16 protein-coding genes, 5 tRNA genes and 1 pseudogene are annotated in these 26,281 nt (G+C 62.1%); 10 read left to right on the top strand and 12 right to left on the bottom strand.

Annotated elements, in window-relative coordinates:
* Positions 1-147 precede the first annotated feature (147 nt).
* The 4 genes from HP547_RS03445 (at position 148) to HP547_RS03430 (ending at position 11,146) form a co-directional block, all read left to right on the top strand.
* Positions 148-5,109: an RHS repeat-associated core domain-containing protein gene (locus HP547_RS03445; protein WP_172285508.1), complete on the top strand. Its 4,962-nt coding sequence runs from the start codon at positions 148-150 to the stop codon at positions 5,107-5,109.
* A gap of 55 nt (positions 5,110-5,164) precedes the next feature.
* On the top strand, positions 5,165-7,180 hold the full coding sequence (locus tag HP547_RS03440; RefSeq protein ID WP_172285507.1) for a hypothetical protein: 2,016 nt from the start codon (positions 5,165-5,167) through the stop codon (positions 7,178-7,180).
* A gap of 189 nt (positions 7,181-7,369) precedes the next feature.
* A complete protein-coding gene (locus HP547_RS03435) occupies positions 7,370-9,571 on the top strand; it encodes an autotransporter outer membrane beta-barrel domain-containing protein (protein ID WP_172285506.1) in 2,202 nt (733 codons plus the stop codon).
* A gap of 63 nt (positions 9,572-9,634) precedes the next feature.
* Positions 9,635-11,146 carry a hypothetical protein gene (locus HP547_RS03430; RefSeq protein WP_256676243.1) on the top strand — a complete coding sequence of 504 codons (1,512 nt, stop codon included), beginning with the start codon at positions 9,635-9,637 and terminating at the stop codon, positions 11,144-11,146.
* A 47-nt stretch (positions 11,147-11,193) separates the two neighbouring features.
* Here the strand turns inward: HP547_RS03430 and HP547_RS03425 are convergent.
* From HP547_RS03425 to HP547_RS03405, 5 genes are all read right to left on the bottom strand, one after another.
* Positions 11,194-11,269, bottom strand: a tRNA-Gly gene (locus HP547_RS03425).
* Positions 11,270-11,354: 85 nt separating this feature from the next.
* Positions 11,355-11,430 (bottom strand) — tRNA-Gly (locus HP547_RS03420).
* Between the two features lie 3 nt (positions 11,431-11,433).
* Positions 11,434-11,509, bottom strand: a tRNA-Glu gene (locus HP547_RS03415).
* 92 nt (positions 11,510-11,601) lie between these two features.
* Positions 11,602-11,677 (bottom strand) — tRNA-Gly (locus tag HP547_RS03410).
* 3 nt (positions 11,678-11,680) lie between these two features.
* A tRNA-Glu gene (locus HP547_RS03405) sits at positions 11,681-11,756 on the bottom strand.
* Positions 11,757-12,030: 274 nt separating this feature from the next.
* Between HP547_RS03405 and HP547_RS03400 the strand changes: the two genes are divergently transcribed.
* Complete coding sequence (locus tag HP547_RS03400; RefSeq protein ID WP_172231799.1) at positions 12,031-12,798, top strand: hypothetical protein; 768 nt, start codon at positions 12,031-12,033, stop codon at positions 12,796-12,798.
* A 129-nt stretch (positions 12,799-12,927) separates the two neighbouring features.
* On the opposite strand, the gene HP547_RS03395 is transcribed toward HP547_RS03400, so the two are convergent.
* Together HP547_RS03395 and HP547_RS03390 are read right to left on the bottom strand one after the other, a co-directional pair.
* Complete coding sequence (locus HP547_RS03395) at positions 12,928-13,410, bottom strand: GAF domain-containing protein (RefSeq protein WP_172285505.1); 483 nt, start codon at positions 13,408-13,410, stop codon at positions 12,928-12,930.
* Positions 13,411-14,298, bottom strand: coding sequence for an ATP-binding protein (locus HP547_RS03390; RefSeq protein ID WP_172222957.1), 888 nt, complete (start codon positions 14,296-14,298; stop codon positions 13,411-13,413). It lies immediately after the preceding gene.
* A 183-nt stretch (positions 14,299-14,481) separates the two neighbouring features.
* Between HP547_RS03390 and HP547_RS03385 the strand changes: the two genes are divergently transcribed.
* Complete coding sequence (locus HP547_RS03385; protein WP_172285504.1) at positions 14,482-16,839, top strand: response regulator; 2,358 nt, start codon at positions 14,482-14,484, stop codon at positions 16,837-16,839.
* Here HP547_RS03385 and HP547_RS03380 read toward each other — a convergent pair.
* On the bottom strand, positions 16,829-17,317 hold the full coding sequence (locus HP547_RS03380; protein WP_172222950.1) for a glutathione peroxidase: 489 nt from the start codon (positions 17,315-17,317) through the stop codon (positions 16,829-16,831). The genes HP547_RS03385 and HP547_RS03380 overlap by 11 nt on opposite strands.
* A gap of 13 nt (positions 17,318-17,330) precedes the next feature.
* On the bottom strand, positions 17,331-17,726 hold the full coding sequence (msrB, locus tag HP547_RS03375; protein ID WP_172222947.1) for a peptide-methionine (R)-S-oxide reductase MsrB: 396 nt from the start codon (positions 17,724-17,726) through the stop codon (positions 17,331-17,333).
* Positions 17,727-17,893: 167 nt separating this feature from the next.
* Here msrB and HP547_RS03370 point away from each other — a divergent pair, with 167 nt between their 5' ends.
* Positions 17,894-19,105 carry a pyridoxal phosphate-dependent aminotransferase gene (locus HP547_RS03370; RefSeq protein WP_172222943.1) on the top strand — a complete coding sequence of 404 codons (1,212 nt, stop codon included), beginning with the start codon at positions 17,894-17,896 and terminating at the stop codon, positions 19,103-19,105.
* Between the two features lie 233 nt (positions 19,106-19,338).
* A complete protein-coding gene (gene htpX, locus HP547_RS03365; protein WP_003259721.1) occupies positions 19,339-20,226 on the top strand; it encodes a protease HtpX in 888 nt (295 codons plus the stop codon).
* 52 nt (positions 20,227-20,278) lie between these two features.
* On the opposite strand, the gene HP547_RS03360 is transcribed toward htpX, so the two are convergent.
* Positions 20,279-20,929, bottom strand: a complete 651-nt coding sequence (locus HP547_RS03360; protein ID WP_172285503.1) for a thiopurine S-methyltransferase — start codon at positions 20,927-20,929, stop codon at positions 20,279-20,281.
* 101 nt (positions 20,930-21,030) lie between these two features.
* Between HP547_RS03360 and HP547_RS03355 the strand changes: the two genes are divergently transcribed.
* Positions 21,031-21,798: a class III extradiol ring-cleavage dioxygenase gene (locus HP547_RS03355; RefSeq protein WP_172285502.1), complete on the top strand. Its 768-nt coding sequence runs from the start codon at positions 21,031-21,033 to the stop codon at positions 21,796-21,798.
* 150 nt (positions 21,799-21,948) lie between these two features.
* Here the strand turns inward: HP547_RS03355 and HP547_RS03350 are convergent.
* Together HP547_RS03350 and HP547_RS03345 are read right to left on the bottom strand one after the other, a co-directional pair.
* Positions 21,949-23,674: pseudogene (locus HP547_RS03350) on the bottom strand (DEAD/DEAH box helicase).
* A gap of 442 nt (positions 23,675-24,116) precedes the next feature.
* Entirely contained in the window at positions 24,117-24,872 is a 756-nt protein-coding gene (locus HP547_RS03345; RefSeq protein WP_172285501.1) for a spermidine synthase, read from the bottom strand.
* A 114-nt stretch (positions 24,873-24,986) separates the two neighbouring features.
* On the opposite strand from HP547_RS03345, the gene HP547_RS03340 reads away from it, so the two are divergent.
* Positions 24,987-26,281 (top strand): class II 3-deoxy-7-phosphoheptulonate synthase (locus HP547_RS03340; protein ID WP_172285513.1); only part of this gene is annotated, 1,295 nt, incomplete at its 3' end.

Here is a 26,281-nt window from a genome sequence, read left to right as displayed (position 1 = left end):
CTGCTAGGTGCCAGCCCAGGTAACTTCAACTACTGTCGACCCGTATCGCAGCACCGCGCTGTCATGTTCCAGCTCTGTACAGCATGGGCGCATTGAAAGTTGAAACGCCGTTGTTCATTCCTCATGCACAGGATGAGACACACCACCATGAGCTCAGAACCTTCAATTCACTCCAACGCCCTTAACTTCATGAGTTTCATGGAAAACGGTGTCGATACGCGCACCGGCCAGTACACGTTGTCGATCAAACTTCCCGACCTGCGCGCCAATGACTTCCAGGGCCCCGACCCGGAACTCAGCCTCAACTTCAGCCCGCTCAACAAGAGCGACTCTGGCTGGGGCAAAGGTTGGAACCTGTCACTGACCCAGTTCACTGCGCACAACCAAGTCGTCACCACCTCTACCGGTGAAACTTTCAAGGTCACCGGAACCGCCGGCAACCGCCTGCACCTGCGCGAGCAACGGCTGGCGCACTTTCATTTGTATCGCGAACCTGCCGGCCCCGGTGGCAACGCGCGTTATCGGGTGGTACACCGTTCTGGCGTGGTGGAAATTCTCGAAGAAATGGGCAGCATGACCGGGCGCATCGCCCTGCCGGTGCAGATCTATTCGGCGACAGGGCACCACATCAGCCTGGCGTACCAGCCGTTCAACCCGGCCTACATGATGCTCAGCTCGATCACCGATGGCAGCGGGCAGATCCTTCTGGAAGTAGAGCGCAAGGATGGCCGCATCGAGTTGCGCGAACGGCCTTACCAGGGCGATGACGGCCAGCCCTTCGCCCGCTATGTGATGAACCTGATCAACACCGACTGGGTCGGGTCGGTCGTTTTGCCAACCGCCGAGCAGGCAAGCTGGCGCCTGGATTACAGGCAGGTGCTCGATCATCTGTGCCTGAGCAAGGTCGAGACCCCTACCGGCGCTCGGGAATACTTGCTTTATCAAGATGCTGGGCATCAGTTCCCAGGTACCAGCCGCCCCCTGGCCTTGCCCCGGGTTACCCGCCACATCATCGAGCCAGGTCAGGGACAACCCGCATTTCAGCGAGCCTATGTCTATCCGGGCTCGCACAATTTCCTGGGCTTCGGCAGTGGCATTGGTTGGAGTGACGACGGGCTGGACAACCTCTACAAGTACTCGGCCGACTACGAGTATCAGACCGTCGAAACCTTATGCGACGCAGATAGCAACCCACTGCAGAGCGTTACCCGTACCTTCAACCGTTTCCACCTGCTGACTGCCACCAGAACCGTCCAGAACAACTGCGTTCATGAAATCAACACCACCTACAACCTTAGGCCAGGCTCATTCGACGAGCAGGCGCCAACCCTGCAGATGCCGATCAGGGAGCAGACCCGCTGGTCATTGGCCAACGAGATTACCCGCAGCCGCCTGGAAACGGTCGAAACGCAGTACGACACCCATGGCAACATCACCTGGCGCAAACTGGCCAGCGGGGTGACCGAAACCAATACCTGGTACGGCGTAGAGGCTGAAGACGGGTACCCGGGGGATGCCAATGGTTTCGTTCGGCACCTCAAGAGCCGGACCACCACACCCTCCAGCGACGGCCAAGGGCCGGCACCCACCCTGACCCGCCACTACCGGTACCGCGCGCTGACGCCGCTGGCGAGCGACACCATCACGCTTAGCCCAATGGTTGTCGAGCACACCGAAACACTGGTGCAGGAAGCCAACCCGGCAGAGGTGCTGGCGCAAACGGTGAGCGCCTACATTGACGCGCCGTTTGCCAGCCTGCTGCATGGCCGCCTCTATCAGCAGACGCTCAAACGCAACACGCTGGAAACCACCACCCAGTATCAGTTCAAGAGGATGGTCGACCCACTCAGCCAGCACCCGGTACTGGAAACCCGCACCACCCTCATCGGTTATGACGGCGCGCTGCGCTCAACCGCTGAAAGGCGTTCGCTGCTGGTCGGTGAGACGGTCTTCGAATGCGATGAGAACGGCGTGCAAACACATTGGGAATTCGATGCACTGCGCCGTGTTATCCGTGAGCGGGTATCGGCCGGGACCGACTTCGAGGCTGGCAGACGCTACGCCTATGAACTGTGTGCCCGCGACGGGGACATCGCCCGGCATCGAGTGACCAACGCGCGCGGTATCACTACCGAGACGGTACTGGACGGCCTGGGCCGGCCTGTCCTCGAGCAAAGGGACAACGTTCATCCCTCACGGCCGGGCAGCTTTTTCAAAGTCATGGCCCTTGAGTACGACGCTTTCGATCACCGGGTCCAGGAAACCGTTACCGACTGGCTGCAAGGTAGCCAGTTCCTGACCCTGACCAAGCGCATGAGGTATGACGATTGGGGTGAGCAATGCTGCTCCATTGGCCCGGATGGCGTTGAACAACACAACGTACTCGATCCTATCGGTAATGCCGCTCACAAAGGCGCCATCCGTTACACCTGGCGCGAAGGCGGCAAGCTGCAATCACGGACCCGGACAAACACCCGTAACGGTGTCAAAACCCAGGTAACGCACGTGGCGCGGGCGATCAGCGGCAAGACCGAGACCTGGCTCAACCTGTTCAACAAGCCCGTGCGGCGCAAGCGCCTGGATGCCTTCGACGAGCTGCTCGGCGAGCGCAGCTACACCTATGACGGCCTCGGGCACACCCTTAGCGAAAGGGATGAACGCAACCACACCACACTATTTGCCTACGACCCCTGGGGCCGCATGCTGAGCACCCGGCAGGCCAACAATACACAGCTGACCCGCACCTACGCCGAGCATTCCAGCGAAGAGCTACCCGCCAGCCTGGTGGTGACCCCGGCGAACGTCTCGTTACCCGCCCGCGAAATCGGTGCGCAGTACCACGACGGGCTGGACCGCCTGGTCGGCGCTACCACGGGCGGGCGGACTGAGTATTACGTGTTCCGTGAAGGCGAAAGCATGCCACGCCAGTACATCACCCCTGCCGGGGACACCATCGAGCTGGATTACAACCTGCAGCTCACCAACATGCCGACCAGCAACGATGCGCCCGAAGACCACGCCCGCTTCGGCTATCACCCCACCAGCGCGCGTTTGCTTAGCAGTGACAACGGGCAAGGCAAGCGACGTTACGAATACAACATGGCCAACCAGCTGACTGCAGAACACTGGGACGACGTGCACACAGGCAAGTCCTGGAGCAGGACCCACGTCAGCACCTTGCATGACCGATTGAAAAGTACACAAGAAGCCAATGGTGTACCTACCACGCACGAGTACTACCCGGACGGTCGTCTGAAATCCACGCTTCAGGGCCAGTTGCAGGCGGTCTTCGAATACGATGAGCTGGGCCGCGTGCAACTGATCACCAGCCACGACCGGGCAGGCAGCCATTCGCTGCAAACGGCGATTGAATATGATGATCATGATCGCGAATTAAAGCGCTCCTGGCGCCAGAGCGGTCAGCCAGATCGCCTGCAGGAATCGGCCTGGGGCGCGGATGACTTGATGCTCAGCCGCACACTGCATGTCGCCGGTGTTTTGCGTCTTGAAGAAGGCTTTGGTTATGACAGCCATGCGCGTCTGGTCCGGCACACCTGCAAGGGGCCGGACCTGCCCCGCGACGCGCTGGGCCGCGGTATCGAATCACAGGTATTCACCTTCGATGCCTTCAACAATATCGTGATCACAATTACCAGTTTCACCGGCGTGCTGCGCCCGGAAAGGGCCGAGTTCATTCATGCGGAACGCGATCCCTGCCAGCTGCAACACATCAAATACACGCCTGCGCGTGCCGAGCCGGACCCCTGGTTCAGCTACGACGCCAATGGCAACCTGACCCGCGACGAGCGTAACCGCCCGGTGCGTTATGACAGCCAGAACCGGTTGCTGGGCCTGAACGCTGCGGGCCAGCCCGATACCTATGGCTATGACGGCAATGGCCTGCTGGTCAGTCGCCACGACGCCGGCAAGCGCACGCTGCTGCTGCATGACGGTGAACGATTGCGCCTGGCCGTGCGTGACGGCGTGCAGACACTGTACCTGCACCACGGCGAGCAACCGCTGGGTGTGCAGCAAAGCGGCAGCGGCGCGCACTCACCGTTGCTGCTGCACACCAGTGCCAGCCACAGCGTGATTGCCGAAAGCCAGGCCGATAGCACGCGGGCCATACGTTATACGGCATACGGCGAAGGCCACAGCGACGACCCTGCGCTGGCTGCGCTGGGCTACAACGGCGAGGCGCTTGACCCGCACAGCGGCTGGTACCTGCTGGGCAACGGCTATCGTGCCTACAACACGGTGCTGATGCGCTTCCACAGCCCGGACTCGCTCAGCCCGTTCGGCGAAGGGGGGCTGAACTATTACGGCTACTGCCTGGGCAACCCGGTTACCTTCCGCGACCCTACCGGGCATTTCAGCACCGGTTACAGCGGTACCAGCCAGTCGCGGCAGGAGCTTGAGCGGCATCGGATCTCGCCGCGCGTGGAGCTCGGTGTGATGGGCTGGATCGGCATGGGTGTCGGTTTCATTTTCGCCGCCATCGCCTCGGTGGTGGCGATTGCGGTGACGTATGGTGCAGCTACACCAGCGGTAGCCAGCGCTTGGGCGGCAGGCACGACAGGTTTCGCCATAGTAGGTGCCGGTGGGGCAGCCGTCGGTATAGGCGCGGGCACGGCAGCCGCAGCACCAGCCGTCGCGGCAGGTACAGTTGCGACAGCGGCATTCTCCGCAGCATTAGCAGCGTCAGCAGCAGCGGCAGCAGCGGGAGCTGCGGGAGCTGCGGGAGCCGCGGGAGCAGGCACGCTCAGCACCGCCTTCAACGTTGCGACTTCGATCATCACGGCAACGTTGACAATCGCCGGTACGGCGGTACAGACGGAGGGCGTTCTTGCAGGGAATGAGACACGCAGCAATATCGGCATGATCTTGAGCTACGCGGCGGCAGTCGTAGGTCTCGCTGGCGGCGGTCTGGCATATGCTGCAAGTGCACTGCGAACGGCTCCAAAAGTTGGAATTTATTCACAAAGTCAAATGATGAAAAACCATCTAAATTACAACGGACAAGCAACCCCTAAAAAAGCACCAGTGGGTCTGACAAGACTCTGGTACTACATGCCTAAAGAAGAAGCTTTTAAACTCCCAAGAATATAAGCTTAACGCTCTCTTATGTCCCTCCACACATATCTTTGCACTGCGAGGATCCAATATGAAAGACTCAACATCGCTTTCAGACAACCGCAGCAAAGCTGAAGAAACCCGCAAGCGCTATCTGAAATCAAAAACAGCCAACTTTCCGCCATCCCCAAAGAGCCTTGACGCCCCCGATGTCAAAGGCATCATCGATCCCTCAGATGGCACTCTGCACCGAGATGCCTTGACGGATGATCTTAAAGTCCGCATTCCGCCATGGCCATTTCTACCGAACGACCCCAAGTTGGACTCGGAAATACTACAGCTGGAATATTCCCTGACCGGTACCAATGACTCTTTCAAAGACATCGGCACCCCGGAGGAATGCTTTCCGCCGATCGTGCCGGACGATTTCCCTATTCCCATGTCATACCCTCAGGGCGATATCCCCGTCAATGGCGCGCTATGGATCCGCTACAGGCACGAAGATTACATGGGAGTTCACCGTCGGTCGGAGGCCATCAGGCTGATCTGTGACAGCATCCCGCCATGGGGTGAACAGATAGTGCCGAATCCGGTACAGCTGCCCGCCGGCTACATCAACGAAACCTACCTGGCCGCGCACCCCGGCGGCATTGAAGCCACTTTACCGCCCCGGGTAGATCAGCAGCCGGGCGATACGTACAAGTTGTACTATCTGGAGAAATGGCCGGAAGAACAGAGCGAATTCGGCACGCCGGCGGCCGACGGGCTCGTTCCCATCAGCCGCAAGGTAATGATCCCGGTCGACCAGATACGGCGCATGGGCGATGGCCGCTTCTTCATCACTTACTTCGAGTTCGACAAAGCGACCAACAAGAGCCGCATGGCTTTCCCGGGCTCGGTCGACGTAGTGCTCGGGGACGAACCGGAAGATCTGCAGAAACCACAAGTACTGCTGGCCGTGGACGGCGTACTTGACCTGAAGGATGCGCAGCTCGGGGTCACGGTGGACATCCCGGAGTACAAGAACCGCGGCTTGCGCGACACCATCGAAGTCACATGGCACGGGGTAACCCCAGCCGGCTCCGTGTTGCGCCCTGAGCCTGTGGGCTCACGCCCCTTCCCTATCAGCGTCCCGGTTCCCCCGGAGGTATTGCGCGAGGAATACGGCGCCAGCACAGGTGTAGAAGCCACCAATGTCAGCTATCGAATCTTGCGTGGCGAGGTGCCCTATGGCCCGGCAGATGACGACATCAACGTCGACTTTTCCATCGCAGGCCCCGGGCGCCCCTACCCGGACCCCGAATGGCCGGCGCCTGTCAACCCTTACTTGACCGCACCCCAGATCACCAGCGAGTCGGGGCAGAGCAACCGACTGGTGCGGGCTGACGCCGGTAAGGACGCGACGCTGAGTATCGATCTGTACGACCGCATCGAGGTCGGACAGGTCGTCGACTTCTATTGGAATGGCATCCTGATGGACGAGGCTAGCTGGGTGGTCGACCGGGTAACTGGCGCGGTCAAACAAGTCACGATCCTGTGGAAGTACATCCTTGCGGCCGGCAACAACCCGAGGCTGCCGGTGCACTTCACCGTGCGCGCAGCAGCCGACGCGCTCAATGAACAAGAGTCGGAGCGCCAGTACGTCGATGCCGACGCGGTGACGATTACCCCGGATGCGGGGCAGTTCGAGGGGCTGACGCCCCGAGACTGGCTGAGTTGCTCATCCTTGTGGGACCCGGGCGACGCTACAGCCCCTCCTGCATTCAGGATCAGGATCCCGGCCAGTGCCCAGTACAACCTCGTACCTGGCGACGAGATCACGCTCGAATGGACGGTCGTCGAGGGGCTTAACGGTGAAGTCCCCATCGACGTGGGCCCCCCCGAAACGCTGCCGCTGACTCAATCAATGATCGAGGACGGCTTCGTCTGGAAAATTCAGCCGTACGAGGATCGTATTCTGCCGATCTATGTCCCTTCACCGCTGGCGGCACGCGGCCGGGTGAAGTACAGCTTCCCCGGAAAAGACCTGGTATCGGCTCCCGCGGAAAAAAGAGTCAGCATCGCTGACAACGGCACAGGGAGCACTTGCGATTTGACCCGCCCCTGACCGCCGCTGGCAGCGGCCTTTGGAAATCGGGCCGCCGCCAAGACTAAATGTAGGACTTATCCTGGTGAATTGTAGGGTAATTCCTACATTCATCGCGAAGTGGCGCACATAGGCTGACGGCCTGAAAGATCCCCCTACAAAAAGGAGAGATGGATCTTACAAACGCAGCCATATACACAAGGAAATTCCATGTCTAGCCACCCGCGATCAACTTTCTATTCTCTTCGGCATCTGACCCTGCTGGGCAAACTGAGCCCGCTGCTGCTGGCAACCTCCGCCTGGGCCCAGACCAACGTTACCAAGGACACCCTGATCGATGCCGGCAGCGCACTCGACAGCTACCGCGTCATAGGTCCCGCCACCTTGACGGCCAATGGCGCGAAGATGTTGCAGGTGTTTGCAGAGGCGGGCGCCACAGTCACGTTCAGCGACAGCCGTATCGACGCCTTGAACAATGCCAACGGTCTCACCCTGTGGGGGGCAGATGCTACCTTGCAGCGCACCACTGTGGTGAGCGAGTCCCGCGGCCTGAGCCTGACAGCGGATAGCAGCGCGGGCAGGCACTCACAGGCGCTTGTCATCGACAGCAACATAAGCGGCGCACGCCAGGGCGCGCTGGTCAACGACAGTACGCTCGAACTGCAACGCAGCGAGCTGCGTGGCACTGGCGCAGCCGGCCTGGGCGCCGATTTGTTCAACGGCACGCTGATAGCCCGCGAAGGGTCCACCATCAGCGGCAGCCAGAACGGCGTACGCCTGCGCGAAGGCAGCAGCCCTTCGGGCAACTCCACGCTGGTGGTGGACAACAGCCTGGTCGAGGGCGTGAACGGATCGGCAATCGTCGTGGGTATCGGCGCCATCCGCCCGGCTTCTGCGCACATCGACGTGCTCAACCGCTCGACCCTGCGCGCGGGCAATGGCGTGCTGCTGGAAGTGGAGCACAGTGCTGACGCGACCTTGCGGGTGAATGACAGCCAGCTGGAGGGCGACGTCGTCGTCGCCGAAGGCGGCAGTGCCGCAGTTCAGCTCGAAAATTTTGCCACTCTCAAAGGGCGCCTGGAAAACGTCGCCAGCCTGGCCATCGACAGCAATGCCCAATGGGTGATGGTCGGCGATGCCCATGTCGGCGCATTGAGCATGGATGGCGGCTCGGTGCGCTTTGGCGAGCTGAACGAGTTCTTCACCCTCTCGCTGGACAGCCTGGCGGGCAACGGCACCTTCGTGATGGAAGCTGACTTCAGCAGCGGCCAATCGGACAAACTGGACGTGACCGGCAACGCCAGCGGCAACCATACCTTGCTGATCAACAGCAGTGGCCACGACCCGCACGCGGAAAACAGCCTGCACATGGTGCACACCGGCGGCGGCGACGCGCAATTCGAACTGCAAGGCGGGCCGGTGGACCTGGGTGCCTACTCCTACGACCTGGTGCGCAAAGGCGACAACGACTGGTTCCTCGACCTGACTACCCGAGTGGTCAGCCCTGGCACGCAATCGGTCATGGCCCTGGCCAACGCAGCCCCAACCATCTGGTACGGCGAACTAGGCACCTTGCGCAGCCGCATGGGTGAGGTGCGGCGCAACCCGGCCAACTCCGGCGCCTGGGTGCGCACCTTCGGCAATAAATACAATGTCGCGGCCAGCGCTGGCGTGGCTTATCAGCAGCATCAGCAAGGTTTGTCGTTCGGCGCCGATACCCCCTTGTCAGCCGGTGATGGCAACTGGCTGGTCGGGGTTACGGCGGGCATCAGCACATCCGACCTCAACCTGGCACGTGGTTCATCTGCAACCGTCGACAGCTACCACATCGGTGCCTATACCAGCTGGTTCGAGGCCGAAAGCGGCTATTACTTCGACGCCACGGCTCGGCTCAACCGCTTCGAGAACAGCCTGGACGTACGCCTGAGCGACGGCAAGAAAACCGAGGGGGACTACACCAGTCAAGGGCTGGGGGTTTCGCTGGAAGTCGGCCGGCACCTGAGCCTGGCAGACGGCTACTTCCTCGAGCCATTCGCGCAGCTCTCGGGGCTGGTGGTGCAGGGCAAGGACTACAGCCTGGACAACGGTATGAGTACCGAGGGCGAACGCACACGCTCGCTGCTGGGCAAGCTCGGCGCCACAACTGGGCGCACCTTCACCGCGGCGGACGGGCGCACCCTCCAGCCCTACCTGCGCGTCGCGGCCGTGCATGAATGGGCCAACGATAACCAGGTCAAGGTGAACGGCAACCGCTTCGCCAACGACCTGTCCGGTACGCGCGGTGAGGTTGGTGTGGGCCTGGCGCTGTCATGGGCAGAGCAATGGCAAGCGCATGCCGACTTCGACTACAGCCACGGCAGCAAGATCGAACAGCCCTGGGGCGTCAATCTCGGGGTGCGGTACAGCTGGTGAACACTGAGGGAAGGCCGTAGCGCCTTCCCTTTTTCGTCTCAACGTCAGGCTCGGAGAAGGCCGATGACTCGTAAAAGAACCACTCAGGAAACCACAAACCCCTGCAATACACCGACCGCAGCGCCGTCACCGGCCACGGATACGGCACTGCTCGTTCCGCCAACGGTATTGGACCTGGTGCCTGATGTGGAGGGAGCGCCGAGCAATGTCGTGGCGTTTGTCGCCACCTACAAGCCATTGCGCGTCGAGTTCCCGCTGTGGGCACACTCGGCGCCAGAGCTGGGGACCGAGTACCTGACGTTGTACTGGAATGGTAAAGAAGTCGAGAAAAAAGCGTTCGACAAGCCAATTCAGCCTGCAGATCTGTATATCCTCGCACCTGTCCGCTTGATGATCGAAGGCGAGCATGATCTGCATTACGACGTGCTCAACTACGCGGGTGAACTTTCCGAGTCGCGGCCGCTGACTGTTTACATCGACAAGACCCCCCCCTTGCTCCCAGATGAAGACCAGCTGGAGTTTCCCCCGCTAATCATTCGTGATGGGGTGACCGAGGACTACCTGAAGGCCAATGACGACGAGGTCACGGCCGAAGTCCCGCCCTTCCTTGGCGCCGAACCAGGAGACACCGTGAAGTGGTTCTGGAGCGACGACCCGGTCGGGAAACAGATGGTCGGCATGATCACGCTGAGCAAAGAGGACATCGAACTCCTGGGTACGCAAAGTAGCAGCAAAACGCTGAAGCTGGTGTTTACAGGCGACTTTATTCGCCAGGCCGGCAACGGCACTCGCTTTGCCCGTTATGAAGTCCAGGACCGGGCCGGCACGGCAACTCAGCGAGCCTTGGCGCGCTCGGTAAAATCAGACCCGTCCCCCCCACCCCGCGAGCTGCCACCGCCGCGCATCAAAGAGGCGACAGGCAGTGATTTCTTCAGCACGCTGGAGCCAGGCAAGGCCGTCAATGGCGTCACATTCGTCATACCGGACGATGCCGACATCAGGCCCGGTGAAACAGTCACCGCATACTGGGGCGAACCAGGCACACTCGGCGGCTACTCCACCAGCACACCCACCTCGCCAGGTGCACGTGAATACCTGATCCCTCGCGTGCATGTGCCGCCGCACATGAACAGCAGGGTCGAGTTGCATTACCAGATCGACAAACCTGACGTACCGCCATCACCTTTGCACTTTGTCACAGTACGGAAAATCGAAGGCCTGCCAACGGTCCAGTGCACCAAAATCATCAACGGCGCGTTGAACGTGCGCAATCTGGGCAGCGCCACCTTTACGCTGGGCGACTGGGAATTCCGGCATACATCACAGTTCGTCAACGCCTGGATCCTTGGGGTGAGCCGCACCAATACCGAGGTGGAAATCACACTACCCATTGCCAATGCGCTACCCGTTCCTACCGAAGCTGGCGAGATAGTGCTGGGTAACGTGAGCGAAACCAACCTGCGAGAATTGGCCCTCACCTTCCAGTTCCATGTGCTCGTTGAGGTGTCATTCGACGATAAGGTGAGCTGGTTGAAATTCCCGAGTGCCGCTGCCCAGCTGGAAGACAGGGCCTGATCCCAAGCAAAAAAAAACGCCACTCGAAAGAGTGGCGTTTTTGTATTTGGAGCGGGAAACGAGACTCGAACTCGCGACCCCGACCTTGGCAAGGTCGTGCTCTACCAACTGAGCTATTCCCGCAATTTGAAGCTTTACCGCTATTGGCGTGAAGCGCCATGAAGACCTTCACCACCACTGTACCGCATAGACGCCACAGTATTTAAACTGGAGCGGGAAACGAGACTCGAACTCGCGACCCCGACCTTGGCAAGGTCGTGCTCTACCAACTGAGCTATTCCCGCATTTGGCGTCCCCTAGGGGACTCGAACCCCTGTTACCGCCGTGAAAGGGCGGTGTCCTAGGCCACTAGACGAAGGGGACACACAACACTTTTCAGTGCACCAGGACCTGAACCTCACGATTCAGACTGGATTTCTATTTCCTGCCCCGCCGTTAAGCGTTGCCGGATAATTTGGAGCGGGAAACGAGACTCGAACTCGCGACCCCGACCTTGGCAAGGTCGTGCTCTACCAACTGAGCTATTCCCGCATTTGGCGTCCCCTAGGGGACTCGAACCCCTGTTACCGCCGTGAAAGGGCGGTGTCCTAGGCCACTAGACGAAGGGGACACGCTGCTGGCATTGCTGCCTGCTTTCACTTCCTGCCGCGTTTCGCTGTGTGCTTTACGCTGCAAGTGGCGCGCATTCTATGGATGGTTGGAACATGCGTCAACCCCTTTGTAGAAATTTATTTAAATCAATGACTTCCGGGTCGGTAGGGGTGCAGCTGCGCGTCAGGTGGTCGATATAGAGAGAGGGCCAGCACAGACATACGGCGCCTGTTCGCTCACGCGCAAACTCACTACACTCAAAGCTGCAATTCTTCTTCAATGAGGCATTAACGGTGACACCACTTCTGATCACCCTGCTCATCGTGGCGGGTATCGCGTTGCTGATCGTGATCGGCTACCTCAACAATGTGGTCGAGAACGGCAAGCTCGAGCGCGCCCGGATGAAGATCGAGCTGGCCGACCGCCTGCGCCGCTGCGGTGAAATCACCGAGACCTTCCCCGGCCAGTTCATGACCCCGGCGCTGAAGCTGCTGCTGACCCGTCTGGAGCTCAACCTGAACCAGCGCCAGTTGGCGGTGGACAAGCACAATGCCGAGCTCAAGGCGCGCATTGCCGAGCTTGAAGGTTTGATAGCCCAGGGCGAACAGATCCCGGTCAACAACCCGCCCAACCCGATCCAGACCGAGGTCAAGGCCAAGGACGTGCGTTTCTTGCTGGAAGCCTTGCACAACCAGGTCACCCGTGCCGCCCAGGAAGGCTTCCTGCCTGCCGCCGAGGCCAAGCACTGGGTCAAGGAAATTCGCCATATCCTGGTGCTGCTGCACATCGAGTTCTTCAACAGCCTCGGCCAGATGGCCCTGCAGAAGAACCAGCCGGGCCAGGCCCGCCTGGCGTTCGAGCGCGGGGTGCAATACCTGCGCAAGCAGCCGGAGCCGAAGGTGTATGAAGAGCAGCTGACCTATCTGGAGAAGCTGCTGGCCCGCGCCAACGCCCAGGTGCTGGACAAGATGGAACCGGCGCAGGACGAGCAGAACGAACTGACTGAAGGGCTCAAGACCGATGAGGAAGAGACCTGGAAGAAGAAGGTGATGTACGACTGATGCATTAACCTGTACTGGCCTCTTCGCGGCTAAAGCCGCTCCCACAGGGACCGCAAGGCCGTCAAGCCTGATGCAGTCCCTGTGGGAGCGGCTTTAGCCGCGAAGAGGCCAGTACAGGCGACACACCAATCAGCAGTCAGTCAACGCCAGAAAAACCGCCGCCAACCGCTCCAGCCCAATTTGGTCCGCTTCGCTGAACCGACCGAGCTTCGGACTATCCAGGTCCAGCACACCAATCAACCTGCCCTCCTTCACCAGCGGAATCACCAGTTCGCTGTTCGACGCACTGTCACACGCGATATGCCCCGGGAACGCGTGCACGTCTTCCACGCGCTGGGTTTGCCGGGTAGCCGCCGCCGCCCCGCACACACCTTTGCCGAATGGAATGCGCACACAGGCTACCTGGCCCTGGAACGGCCCCAGCACCAGCTGTTCGTTGCGGTTGAGGTAGAACCCCGCCCAGTTCAGGTCGTCCACCTGGTTGTACAGAAACGCCGAAAACTGCGCGGCGTTGGCGATGAAGTCACGCTCGTCGGCAAACAGTGCCCGCACTTGCGCCGCCAGCAGGTTGTAGCCGTCGAGGCCGGCGCCACTGGCATTGAGGTCGATCATTTACTTTTGCTCCAGCAATTGCAGCCCGACCCAGTAGCGGGCGAACTGATAGGCACAACGGCCATTACGGTTACCGCGGCCGGTAGCCCAGCGCACGGCGAGGATGTCCAGGGCTTCGTCACGCTGCCAACGCAGGCCGGCCGGGCTTGCCAGCTGGCCGATCCAGTGCTCGACCACATTGAGGAAGTGGTCCTGGGTGAAGGGGTAGAACGACAGCCACAAGCCAAAGCGGTCCGACAAGGCAATCTTGTCTTCCACCGCTTCGCTGGGGTGCAGCTCACCGTCAACCCGCTTCCAGTTCTCGTTGTCGCTTTCTTTCTCCGGCACCAGGTGCCGGCGGTTGGAGGTGGCGTACAGCAGCACGTTGTCCGGGGCCTGCTCCAGCGAGCCGTCGAGCACGCTCTTGAGCACCCGGTAATCGCCCTCCCCGGCTTCGAACGACAGGTCGTCGCAGAACAGGATGAAACGCTGCGGCAGCTTCTGCAGCTGCTCGACCACCCGTGGCAGATCGGCCAGGTGGTCGCGTTCGATTTCGATCAGGCGCAGCCCGGCGCCGGCATGTTCGGCCAGCAAGGCGCGCACCAGCGACGACTTGCCGGTGCCGCGTGAACCCCACAGCAGCGCGTGGTTGGCGGGCAGGCCATTGATGAACTGGTGCGTGTTGCGGCCCAGCTGGTCACGCTGCTGGTCGACGCCGATCAGGTCGCTCAGGCGGATATCCAGGCTGACTTCCAGCGGCAGCAGGTAGCCGCTACGGCCATCGCGCTGCCAGCGCGCGGCCAGGGTGGTGCCCCAGTCGATGTCCGGGCGTACTGCCGGCAACAAGGGTTCGAGGCGCGCCAGTACCGATTCGGCGCGGTCCAGAAATGCAATCAAGCGAGCGTCCATCAGGGCTCCTGAAAATTCGGATTTGGGGCCTGCTGTGCCGGCCTCTTCGCGACTGAAGCCGCTCCCACAGGTTTTGTGGTATCCCTGTGGGAGCGGCTTCAGCCGCGAAGAGGCCGGTACAGGCCGGTGAGCTATCAAGGCTGAATGTGTGACAGGCCCGCCAGCAGCCGGGGCTATTCGGCTATGCTTGCGCAGCGCAAGGGACGTGAAACCGGCTCGGGACTCATGGATATCAAGTTCACCAATCGCCTGTCATACAAGCAAGCCCGGTTGACAGTCCTGGTCGGCTTCATCCTGGGAACATTGCTCAGTCTCATCCAGATCGGCATCGATTATGCCAGCGAAGACGCGTCCATCAACCGCGAAGTGCGTGCCTTGCTGCAAATCAGCCACAACCCGGCCTCGCGCATCGCCTACAACATCGACTCGGAGCTGGCGCTGGAGCTCACCCGCGGCCTGCTGCAGTCGCCGGCAATCATCCGCGCACGGCTGATCGACAACAACGACACGGTGCTGGCCGATGTCGAGCGCCCCCGCCTGGAGGATCGCTACCGGCCACTGAGCGACTTCCTGTTCGGCGAGAAGCGCCAGCTCGACGAGCGCCTGTACCTCACCCACATGCCCGAGGAGTACCTCGGCACCCTCTACCTGGACGTCGACACCTATGCCTTCGGCAGCCGCTTCCTGGAGCGTGCCGGCATTACCCTGCTCAACGGCTTTGCCCGCAGCCTGGTGCTCACCGGCATCCTGCTGGGGCTGTTCTACATGATGCTGACCAAGCCGCTGGTAACCGTGATCGGCGCGCTCAGCGGCAGCGACCCGCGCAAGCCGCGGCAAACCCGCCTGGCATGCCCACACGGCCACGAGCACGACGAAATCGGCGTGCTGGTGAAGGTCGCCAACCAGCAGTTCGTCAGCATGGCCACCGAGATCGAACAGCGGCGCACGGCGGAAAACCGCCTCACCCAGTACCTCAACGAGCTGGAAGACATCGTCTCGGCGCGCACCAATGAGCTGAAAGCCAGCAACAGCAGCCTGAGCCTGTCCAACCAGGAGCTGGAGATCGCTCGCTGCCGTGCCCTGGACATGGCCCAGGCGCGCGCCGCCTTCCTGGCCAACATGAGCCACGAAATCCGCACCCCGTTAAACGGCATGCTCGGCATGATCGCCCTGGCGCTGGACAGCCCGCTGCCCAGCGAGCAGCGCCAGCAACTGGCAATCGCCCACGACTCGGGCAAGGTGCTGGTGGAGTTGCTGAACGATATCCTCGACCTGTCCAAGTTCGACGCCGGCCAGCTGGAGCTGGAGCGCATCGCCTTCGACATGGGCTCGATGGTCGAAGACACCGCCAACCTGCTGTCGCAAAACACCGCACAAAGCGTCGAGCTGACCTGCCTGATCGCCCGCGACTTCCCCAGCAGCGTGCTCGGCGACCCCACACGGGTGCGGCAGATCGTCAGCAACCTGTTGTCCAACGCGCTCAAGTTCACCCGCTTCGGCCGCGTGGACGTGCGCCTGATGGCCATCGTCGGCGGTGTGCGCCTGGAAGTGCGCGACACCGGCATCGGCATCCCCGAAGACGCCCAGGCGCGCATCTTCCAGCCGTTCACCCAGGCCGGCGCCGGCATTACCCGCCAGTACGGCGGCACCGGCCTGGGCCTGGCACTGACCCGCAACCTGTGCAAGGCAATGCACGGCCACCTGCACATTCGCTCCGAAGCGGGCTTTGGCAGCTGGTTTACCGCCGAGCTGCCGCTGGCCGTGCACACCGAAGCAATCCCGCCGGCGCCGCTGCATGGCCGTGTGGCAGCGCTGAGCGCCGCCGGCAGCGGTCTCAATGAACTGCTGCAGGACTTGCTGCCCGGCTGGGGCCTGAGCTATCAGCGCCATGACAGCGTCACTGCGCTGGACGCCGCCACCATCGACCTGTTGATCACTGACGATGTGGACCACCTGTTCGAGCTGCGCCCGGCCCTGAAAATACCGATTCTGCTGGTAACCGCCTATGGCAATTTCCTGTCCAGTGAGCAGTCGCTGGCCCTCGCCCCCTTGCACCAACTGGCCCGGCCCCTGGCCCGCAACGCCCTGTACCAGACCCTGCGCCGCACCCTGCAAGGCCAGGAGCCCGAGCACCCGCTGGCCAGCCCCGCCATCAGCCGCGAGCAAGGCCGCGCGCGGATTCTGCTGGTGGAAGACAACCCGGTGAACCAGCTGGTGGCCAAGGGCATGCTGGCCAAGCTCGGCTGCCAGGTGCAACTGGCCACCCAGGGCGCCGAGGCCCTGGAGCTGCTGGAGCAAGACGCGTTCGACCTGGTACTGATGGACTGCAACATGCCGGTGATGGATGGCTACGAGGCCAGCCGGCGCATCCGCCACAGCGGGCGCTGGCCAGATCTGCCAATCGTCGCCCTCACCGCCAACGCCATGCCCGAAGAGCGCGAACGCTGCCGGGCGGCGGGCATGAACGACTACCTGGCCAAGCCGTTTCGCCGCGAAGAGCTACTGGCGCTGGTCGACCACTGGGTGCCGCTTAACGGCTGAGCAGGCGCTCGATGTCCGCTTCCAGGGCCTGCGGCTTGGTAGTGGGGGCATAGCGCGTGACCTGGCCGCTGGCCGGATCGACGAGGAACTTGGTGAAGTTCCACTTGATCTTCTGGCTACCCAGAATGCCCGGCGCACGCTGCTTGAGCTCGACAAACAGCGGGTGCGCCCCCGCGCCGTTGACCTCGACCTTGCGAAACAGCGGGAAGCTCACGCCGAAATTGCGCTCGCAGAACTGCGCAATCTCCCGCGCTTCGCCCGGCTCCTGCTTGCCGAACTGGTTGCACGGAAAGCCCAGCACCACCAGGCCGCGCTCGCGGTAGTGCTGCCACAGCTGCTCCAGGCCTTTGTACTGCGGGGTAAAACCGCACTGGCTGGCGGTGTTCACCACCAGCAGCAGCTTGCCCGGGAAGTCGCCGAGCTTCTTGTGCTCGCCGCCCAGGGTCACGCAGGGGATGTCCAGCATCGATGCAGCCATGGTCGGGCTCCTGTCAGTCGCGCGGGCGCAGGTCGATGCACACCGAGTTGATGCAGTAACGCAGGCCGGTCGGTGGCGGGCCATCGGGGAACACGTGGCCCAGGTGCGCATCACATTTGGCACAGGTGACTTCGGTGCGGATCATGCCGTGGGTAGTGTCACGGATCTCGATCATTGCGCTGTCTTCGATCGGTGCGTAGAAGCTCGGCCAGCCGCAGCCGGAGTCGAATTTGGTCTGCGCATCGAACAGCGCCAGGCCGCAGCAGATGCAATGGTAGATGCCGTCGCGGCGCTCGCTGTTGTACTTGCCGCTGAACGGTCGCTCGGTGCCCTTCAGGCGGCAGACCTGGTACTGCTCGGGGTCGAGCATCGACCGCCATTCATCCAGGGTTTTTTCGATCTTTTTCATGTAGGGACCTCGGCAGGCTGAATTTCACCCCGCGCCGTCTTTTCCGGGGCGCGGGTGGCACGTATATTAGTTGGCTTCGTGTGCCAGGCGTTCAGTCTGGCACCCGCGCCCTGCCCTTTCAAACCTTTCGGCGGGGCATTGTGCGTATTCTCAACCGGGATCCCATCATGCAGTTCAGCAAATCGAACAAGCTCGCCAATGTCTGCTACGACATTCGCGGCCCAGTGCTCAAGCACGCCAAGCGCCTGGAAGAGGAAGGCCACCGCATCCTCAAGCTGAACATCGGCAACCCGGCGCCGTTTGGCTTCGAGGCGCCCGATGAAATCCTTCAGGATGTGATCCGCAACCTGCCCACCGCACAAGGCTACAGCGACTCCAAGGGCCTGTTCAGCGCGCGCAAGGCGGTGATGCAGTACTGCCAGCAGAAGGACATCGAAGGCGTCACCATCGAGGACATCTACCTCGGCAACGGTGTGTCCGAGCTGATCGTGATGTCGATGCAGGCGCTGCTGAACAATAACGACGAGGTGCTGATCCCGGCGCCGGACTACCCGCTGTGGACCGCCGCCGTGAGCCTGGCCGGTGGCAAGCCGGTGCATTACCTGTGCGACGAGCAGGCCGACTGGTTCCCCGACCTTGAAGACATCAAGGCCAAGATCACCCCCAATACCAAGGCGCTGGTGATCATCAACCCGAACAACCCGACCGGCGCGGTGTATTCCAAAGAGCTGCTGCTGGGCATGCTGGAGCTGGCCCGCCAGCACAACCTGGTGGTGTTCTCCGACGAGATCTACGACAAGATCCTGTACGACGAAGCCGTGCACATCAGCACCGCCTCGCTGGCCCCCGACCTGCTGTGCCTGACTTTCAACGGCCTGTCCAAGTCGTACCGGGTGGCAGGCTTCCGTTCCGGCTGGCTGATCATCTCCGGGCCCAAGCACCACGCGCAAAGCTACATCGAAGGCATCGACATGCTGGCCAACATGCGCCTGTGCGCCAACGTGCCGGCGCAGCATGCCATCCAGACCGCGCTGGGCGGCTACCAGAGCATCAACGACCTGGTGCTGCCGCCGGGCCGCCTGCTGGAGCAGCGCAACCGCACCTATGAGCTGCTGAACGACATCCCCGGGGTAAGCTGCGTGAAGCCGATGGGCGCGCTTTATGCGTTCCCGCGGATCGACCCGAAGGTTTGCCCGATTCTCAACGACGAGAAGTTCGCGCTGGACTTGCTGCTGTCAGAGAAACTGCTGATCGTTCAGGGTACCGCGTTCAACTGGCCGTGGCCGGATCACTTCCGCGTGGTGACCTTGCCGCGGGTGGATGACCTGGAAGCAGCGATTGGGCGGATTGGCAATTTCCTGCGGACTTATTCGCAGTAAGGTTCGGCGTTTTTTTGTGGTGGCGCCTGCATCGAGCGCCGCCCGCGCGGCGCATCACAGGGCATGCGCCGCTTCTTACATCCTGCAACGCTCTACCCCAAAGCCCCCACGCCATCCTCTGCCATACTCCGCCGTACACAGTTTGAAATAGTCGCCCGATTGAATCAGCGCCGCAGGGCCCTTATATACCCCGCAGTAAGCGACAACTTATCCGTCAGGAGAACGTAACAACCATGATGCGCATTCTGTTGTTTGTAGCCACCAACCTTGCGGTGGTGCTGGTTGCAAGCATTACCCTGAGCCTGTTCGGTTTCAACGGGTTCATGGCGGCCAACGGCGTCGATCTCAACCTCAGCAGCCTGCTGGTGTTCTGCGCCGTGTTCGGCTTTGCCGGCTCCCTCGTCTCGCTGTTCATCTCCAAGTGGATGGCGAAGATGACCACGGGCACCCAGATCATCAGCCAGCCGCGTACCCGCCATGAGCAATGGCTGCTGCAAACGGTCGAGGAGCTGTCCCGCGAGGCGGGCATCAAAATGCCCGAGGTGGGTATCTTCCCCGCCTACGAGGCCAACGCCTTCGCCACCGGCTGGAACCGCAACGACGCCCTGGTAGCGGTTTCCCAGGGCCTGCTGGAGCGATTCTCGCCCGATGAAGTGCGCGCGGTGCTGGCCCACGAAATCGGCCACGTGGCCAACGGCGACATGGTCACCCTGGCGCTGGTGCAGGGCGTGGTGAACACCTTCGTGATGTTCTTCGCCCGCATCATCGGCAACTTCGTCGACAAGGTCATTTTCAAGAACGAAGAAGGCCAGGGCATCGCCTACTACGTGGCGACCATCGTTGCCGAGCTGATCCTGGGCATCCTGGCCAGCATGATCGTGATGTGGTTCTCGCGCCGCCGCGAGTACCGCGCCGACGAAGCCGGTGCACAACTGGCCGGCACCGCCGCCATGATCGGCGCCCTGCAGCGCCTGCGCGTGGAGCAAGGCCTGCCGGTGCACATGCCCGACACCATGAAGGCGTTCGGCATCAACGGCGGCCTGAAGCACGGTCTGGCCGGGCTGCTGATGAGCCACCCGCCACTGGAAGACCGTATCGAAGCCCTGCGCCGTCGCGGTTGATTCATCAAGTAAACGAAAAGGGCGACTTCGGTCGCCCTTTTTTGTACGCCTGTCAGCGGCTGACCCGGTAAACCCGCTCCAGCAAACTGGATACCCCGGCCTGCACAAACTTCGGGCTGCTCCCGATCACCTGCCCCCCCTCCAGCTCAACCACCTGCCAGCCGGCAAACCCGCGCCGCAACTCTCCATCCCCCACCGAAAACGGCGGCCCGGCCAGCAGCGACTGGTCATATTCCAGCGTCACCACCAACCCTCGGCAACTCTCCGGCAACAAAGCCGATAGCGCCTGCATGTATGTCGCACGCATTTCTACCGGCAACGCAATCAGCGCCGCCCGGTCATAAAGCCCCACGCAGTCGCCAATGTCCTCACTGCGTAGCGCAAAGAAATCGCCACACCACAGCTCCAGGTCACCACTGCGCCAAACCTCAAAGGCCCCGCACTGCCGCACCTCGGCTTCAAGACCATGCTCGCGAAAGAAATCCTCCACCGCCCGCCGCGACAGCTCCACGCCCGATACCCGATACCCCTGCCCCGCCAACCAGACCAGGTCCAGGCTCTTGCCACACAGCGGCACCAGCACGCGGCTGCCCGGCGCCAGCTGCAGCTGTGGCCAGTACTGCTGCAGGTAGGGGTTCACCTGCGCCTGGTGAAAGCCGATCTGATTGTCTGCCCATCGCTGCTGCCAGAACGCTGGCTCCATGATCACTCCCGATTTTTAGATGGTTTGTTGGTAAAACTTGGTTTGGATTTCGATCTGTACATGCTCGAAGATGAGTGCATCTTAACCCTCAGGACCCCGCCATGCTGCCCAGCCTGTTCATCTCCCATGGTTCCCCCATGCTCGCCCTGCACCCCGGTGCCAGTGGCCCAGCCCTGGCCGGGCTCGCCAACGCTCTGCCACGGCCGAAAGCGATCGTGGTGGTGTCGGCGCACTGGGAGAGCCGCGAACTGCTGGTAACCGGTAGTGCACAGCCGCAAACCTGGCACGACTTCCACGGCTTCCCGCCCGCCTTGTATGCGGTGCAATACCCCGCGCCCGGCGAGCCCGGCCTGGCCGGCCAGGTCAGTGACTTGTTGCAGGGTGCGGGGTTGCCAGCGCGGCTGGACGCGCAGCGGCCATTCGACCATGGCGCCTGGGTGCCGCTGTCACTGATGTACCCGGAGGCCAGTATTCCGGTGGTGCAGGTTTCGCTGCCCAGCCACAGGGGGCCGCTGCTGCAGGTAAAGGTCGGCCAGGCGCTAGCGCAGTTGCGCAACGAAGGTGTGCTGCTGATTGGCTCGGGCAGCATTACCCATAACCTGGGCGAGCTGGACTGGCACGCCGGGCCCGAGGTGATCGAGCCTTGGGCGCTGGCGTTCAGGGATTGGGTGGTGGAGAAGCTCCGGACGGATGATCAGGAGGCATTGCTGGGCTATCGGCAGCAGGCGCCGTTTGCCGTGCGTAACCATCCGAGTGACGAACATTTGCTGCCGTTGTTCTTTGCCCTGGGGGCTGGGGGCAGGTTTGGGGTGGTGCACCAGGGGTTCACCCTGGGAGCGCTGGGCATGGACATTTATCGGTTCGACTGAAGATCGCCGGGGGCGCTTTGCACCCCTTTCGCGACACAAGGCCGCTCCTACAGGGGACCGCGCGCCGCGATGGATTGCGCAGCAGCCGCAAAATGGTTCAGGCAAAAAAAATCCCCAGCCGAGGCCGGGGATTTTTTTATTGCGCCAGGATCAATCCTCGCGATAGCGACGCAGCTTCAGCTGCTTGCCGGCCACGCGGGTGTCCTTGAGCTTGGTCAGCAGCTTCTCGAGGCCGTCTTCCGGCAGCTCGACCAGGCTGAAGCTGTCGCGCACCTGGATACGACCGATCGCATCACGGGCCAGGCCACCTTCGTTGAGGATCGCGCCCAGCAGGTTCTTGGCTGCGATGCCGTCACGGGCACCCAGGGCAGTACGGCAACGTACGCGGCCTTCGGCCAGCGGCAGCGGCGCACGGCGCTCGCGGTCACCACGATCACCACGGTCGCTGCGCTCGCCACGGTCCGAGCGCTCGGTACGCTCGCCACGCGGGGCACCCACGCCCGGCACCAGCGGCTGCTCACGCTCTACCGCTGCCAGGTCCAGCGCCTGGCCATTGGTGGCCTTGCGCAGCAGGGCCGAAGCCAGGGCACGGGCACTGCAACCCAGGTCGGCGGTCAGGCGGTCGAACAGTTCGCCATGGGTGGCTTCTGCTTCGGCTACCAGCGGCGCCAGGCTCGAGGTCAGCTTCTTGATGCGGGCATCCAGCACAGCCTGAGCGTTCGGCAGGCGGGCTTCGGCAACTTTCTGCCCGGTAACACGCTCGATCACCTGCAGCATGCGGCGCTCACGCGGGGTGACCAGCAGCAGTGCACGGCCATCGCGACCGGCACGGCCGGTACGGCCGATACGGTGTACGTAGGACTCGGGGTCGTACGGCATGTCGACGTTGAACACGTGAGTGATGCGCGGTACGTCCAGGCCACGGGCAGCGACGTCGGTGGCGACGACGATGTCCAGGCGACCATCCTTGAGCGATTCGATCACGCGCTCACGCTGGTTCTGGGCGATGTCGCCGTTCAGCGCGGCAGCCTTGTAGCCCTTGGCTTCCAGCGCGGCGGCCAGGTCCAGGGTGGCTTGCTTGGTACGCACGAAGGCGATCAGCGCGTCGAACTCTTCCACTTCCAGCAAGCGCAGCACAGCCGGGATCTTCTGGTCGGCATGGACCATCAGGTGGGCCTGGTCGATCGCGGTGACGGTCTGGGTCTTGCTCTGGATCTTGACGTGCTTGGGTTCGCGCAGGTGGCGTTCGGCGATCGAGCGGATCGACGACGGCAGGGTAGCGGAGAACAGCACGGTCTGACGGGTAGCCGGGATTGCGTCGAAGATCACTTCGAGGTCATCCATGAAGCCCAGCTTCAGCATCTCGTCGGCTTCGTCCAGTACCAGGTACTGCACGGTCGACAGGACTTTTTCGTCACGACGCAGGTGGTCGCACAGACGGCCTGGGGTGGCCACGACGATTTGCGCACCGTTACGGATGGCACGCAGCTGTGGGCCCATCGGGGCACCACCGTATACAGCTACCACATTAACGCCCGGCATCTGCTTGGCGTAGGTTTCGAAAGCGGTAGCAACTTGCAGCGCCAACTCACGGGTTGGCGCCAGGATCAGGGCTTGCGGCTCGCGCTTGCTCACATCGATCTTGTTGAGGATCGGCAGGGCGAAGGCAGCGGTCTTGCCGGTGCCAGTCTGCGCCTGGCCGATCATGTCGTGACCGGCGAGGATGATCGGGATCGATTGTTGCTGAATGGCGGACGGCTCTTCGTAGCCGGTCGCCAGAACGGCAGCAACAATATTCGGATTAAGATCGAGAGCGGCGAAGCCGCCGGTTTCCTGGGTCATGGGTCTGCCTCTAAGTGCATCCGCAAAGACCCATGCTGCAAAGCTGCACATGCCTTGAAAGACCGGAAGGTCACCCAGGCAGCTTTGTCGGCGGGGATTTGCGAAAACGATTGAAAAAGAAAACTTGGGAAGGTCCGCCTAGCGGACGTGCAGCCGAAGCTGGACTCGGAGGATTTGCACCACCTGATTTTGAGGTCCGCTAAAAGACCGGCGCGTACTATACCCGAAATAGTGCAGGAAGTGAGGAATATTTTCAGGGTGCGGCGCCAGTATCGGGCCATCAGATGGCCTGGGGCTGAATCGATAATGCTTTACTGCCTGCACCGGCCCTATCGCCGGCAAGCCAGCTCCCACAGGGACAGCATCAGGGTTGAGATCACTGCACTCGCGAAGGGGTACATGAATCTAAAGCCAAAAGCGCCCCCTGTGGGAGCTGGCTTGCCGGCGATAGGGCCAGCAGCCACAGCACAGTTTCATCAAGTAGCGGGGCGAATCTCGCGGATCAACCCTTCAAGGCCATACCCCAAGGTCGGGGCCAAAGCCTGCGCCCGTGCTCGCAGCCCGTCCATATCCAGCATCTGCTCCAGGTCCGCCGGCACCAGCAATATCACATTGCCCTCCTTCACCGGCAACTCCCAGTAATGCCGGTGGTACAACCCGCGCAGCAACGCCGCGCCCAGCGGCTTGCCGTCATCGGTGGCCCACTGGTTGATCACCAGCCACCCACCCGGGTTCAGCTGCTGCTGGCAGTTTTCCAGAAACCTCCACGCCAGGTGCCCTACCCCCGGCCCATGGTCGGTATACAGGTCGACGAACAGCAGGTCGGCCTTCTCTGCCGTGGGCAGCAACTCCAGGGCATCGCCGATACGCACGTACAGCCGCGGGTCGTCATCCAGGCCCAGGTGCTCCATGGCCAGGCGCGGCACGTCCGGGCGCAGCTCGATGGCTTCGATGTCTTCCAGCGGCAGGAACTTCATGCAGGCCTGGGTCAGCGTGCCGGCACCCAGGCCAAGAAACAGCGCGCTCTCCGGTTGCGGATGGCACAGCGCCCCGACCAGCATGGCGCGGGTGTAGTCATACTCCAGCCAGCTGGGGTCGGCCGTGAACACGCAGCTCTGCTCGATGGCATCGCCGAACTCCAGAAAGCGGTAGTCGTCCACTTCATACACGCTGATGACGCCAAAGGCATCCTCCACCCGTGCCAGTAGCCGCTCTTCCCGTTCCGCCGTCATGCTCACACCCGCCCGCGCAAAACGCGCATTGTCCGTCAACACCCGTGATGCAACAAGCACAGCGCCAACTGATACCATGGCCTGAAGCCTATAACCTACAAGACCGAGCCCGAGATGAACCAACCGTGGAGCCCCGACAGCTGGCGTGCCCTGCCGATCCAGCAGCAACCGACCTACCCCGATGCCGCGCACCTGCTGAAGGTTGAGCAAACCCTGGCCAGCTACCCGCCGCTGGTGTTCGCGGGCGAGGCACGCGAGCTGCGCCGGCAGTTTGCAGAGGTCACCGAAGGCCGCGCCTTCCTGCTGCAGGGCGGCGACTGCGCCGAGAGCTTCGCCGAGTTCTCGGCGGCAAAAATCCGCGATACCTTCAAGGTGCTGCTGCAAATGGCCATTGTCATGACCTTTGCCGCCGGCTGCCCGGTGGTCAAGGTGGGGCGCATGGCCGGGCAGTTTGCCAAGCCACGTTCGGCGGGCGATGAAACCATCGGCGACATCACCCTGCCAGCCTATCGCGGCGACATCGTCAACGGCATCGGTTTCGACCCGAAAAGCCGCATCCCCGACCCGGAGCGCCTGCTGCAGGCCTACCACCAGGCCACCGCCAGCCTCAACCTGCTGCGTGCCTTTGCCCAAGGCGGCTTTGCCGACCTGCACCAAGTGCACAAGTGGAACCTGGACTTCATCGCCAACTCGGCGCTGGCCGACAAGTACCACCAGCTGGCCAACCGCATCGACGAGACCCTGGCGTTCATGCGCGCCTGCGGCCTGGACAGCGCGCCGCAACTGCGCGAAACCAGCTTTTTCACCGCCCACGAAGCACTGCTGCTGAACTATGAAGAAGCCTTTGTCCGCCAGGACAGCCTGACCGGCGACTACTACGACTGCTCGGCGCACATGCTGTGGATCGGCGACCGTACCCGCCAGCTGGACGGGGCCCACGTCGAGTTCCTGCGCGGCGTGCACAACCCGATCGGGGTCAAGGTTGGCCCCAGCATGAATCCCGAAGAGCTGATCCGCCTGATCGACGCGCTCAACCCGGCCAACGACCCGGGGCGTTTGAACCTGATCGTGCGCATGGGTGCGAGCAAGGTCGGCGATCACCTGCCGGGGCTGATCCGCACCGTCGAGCGCGAAGGGCGCAAGGTGCTGTGGAGCTCGGACCCGATGCACGGCAACACCATCAAGGCCAGCAGCGGTTACAAGACCCGTGACTTTGCGCAGATCCTGGACGAGGTGAAGCAGTTCTTCCAGGTGCACCAGGCCGAGGGCAGTCATGCCGGCGGCATCCATATCGAGATGACCGGGCAGAACGTCACCGAGTGCATCGGCGGCGCCCGGCCGATCACAGAGGATGCGCTGTCGGACCGCTATCACACCCACTGCGACCCACGGATGAACGCCGACCAGTC

Origin of the sequence: Pseudomonas sp. CM27, assembly GCF_013179515.1 — a bacterium.
Taxonomy (GTDB): Bacteria; Pseudomonadota; Gammaproteobacteria; order Pseudomonadales; family Pseudomonadaceae; genus Aquipseudomonas.
The sequence above is the reverse complement of the archived record's forward strand: the minus strand, read 5'-3'. Positions and strand labels throughout refer to the sequence as shown.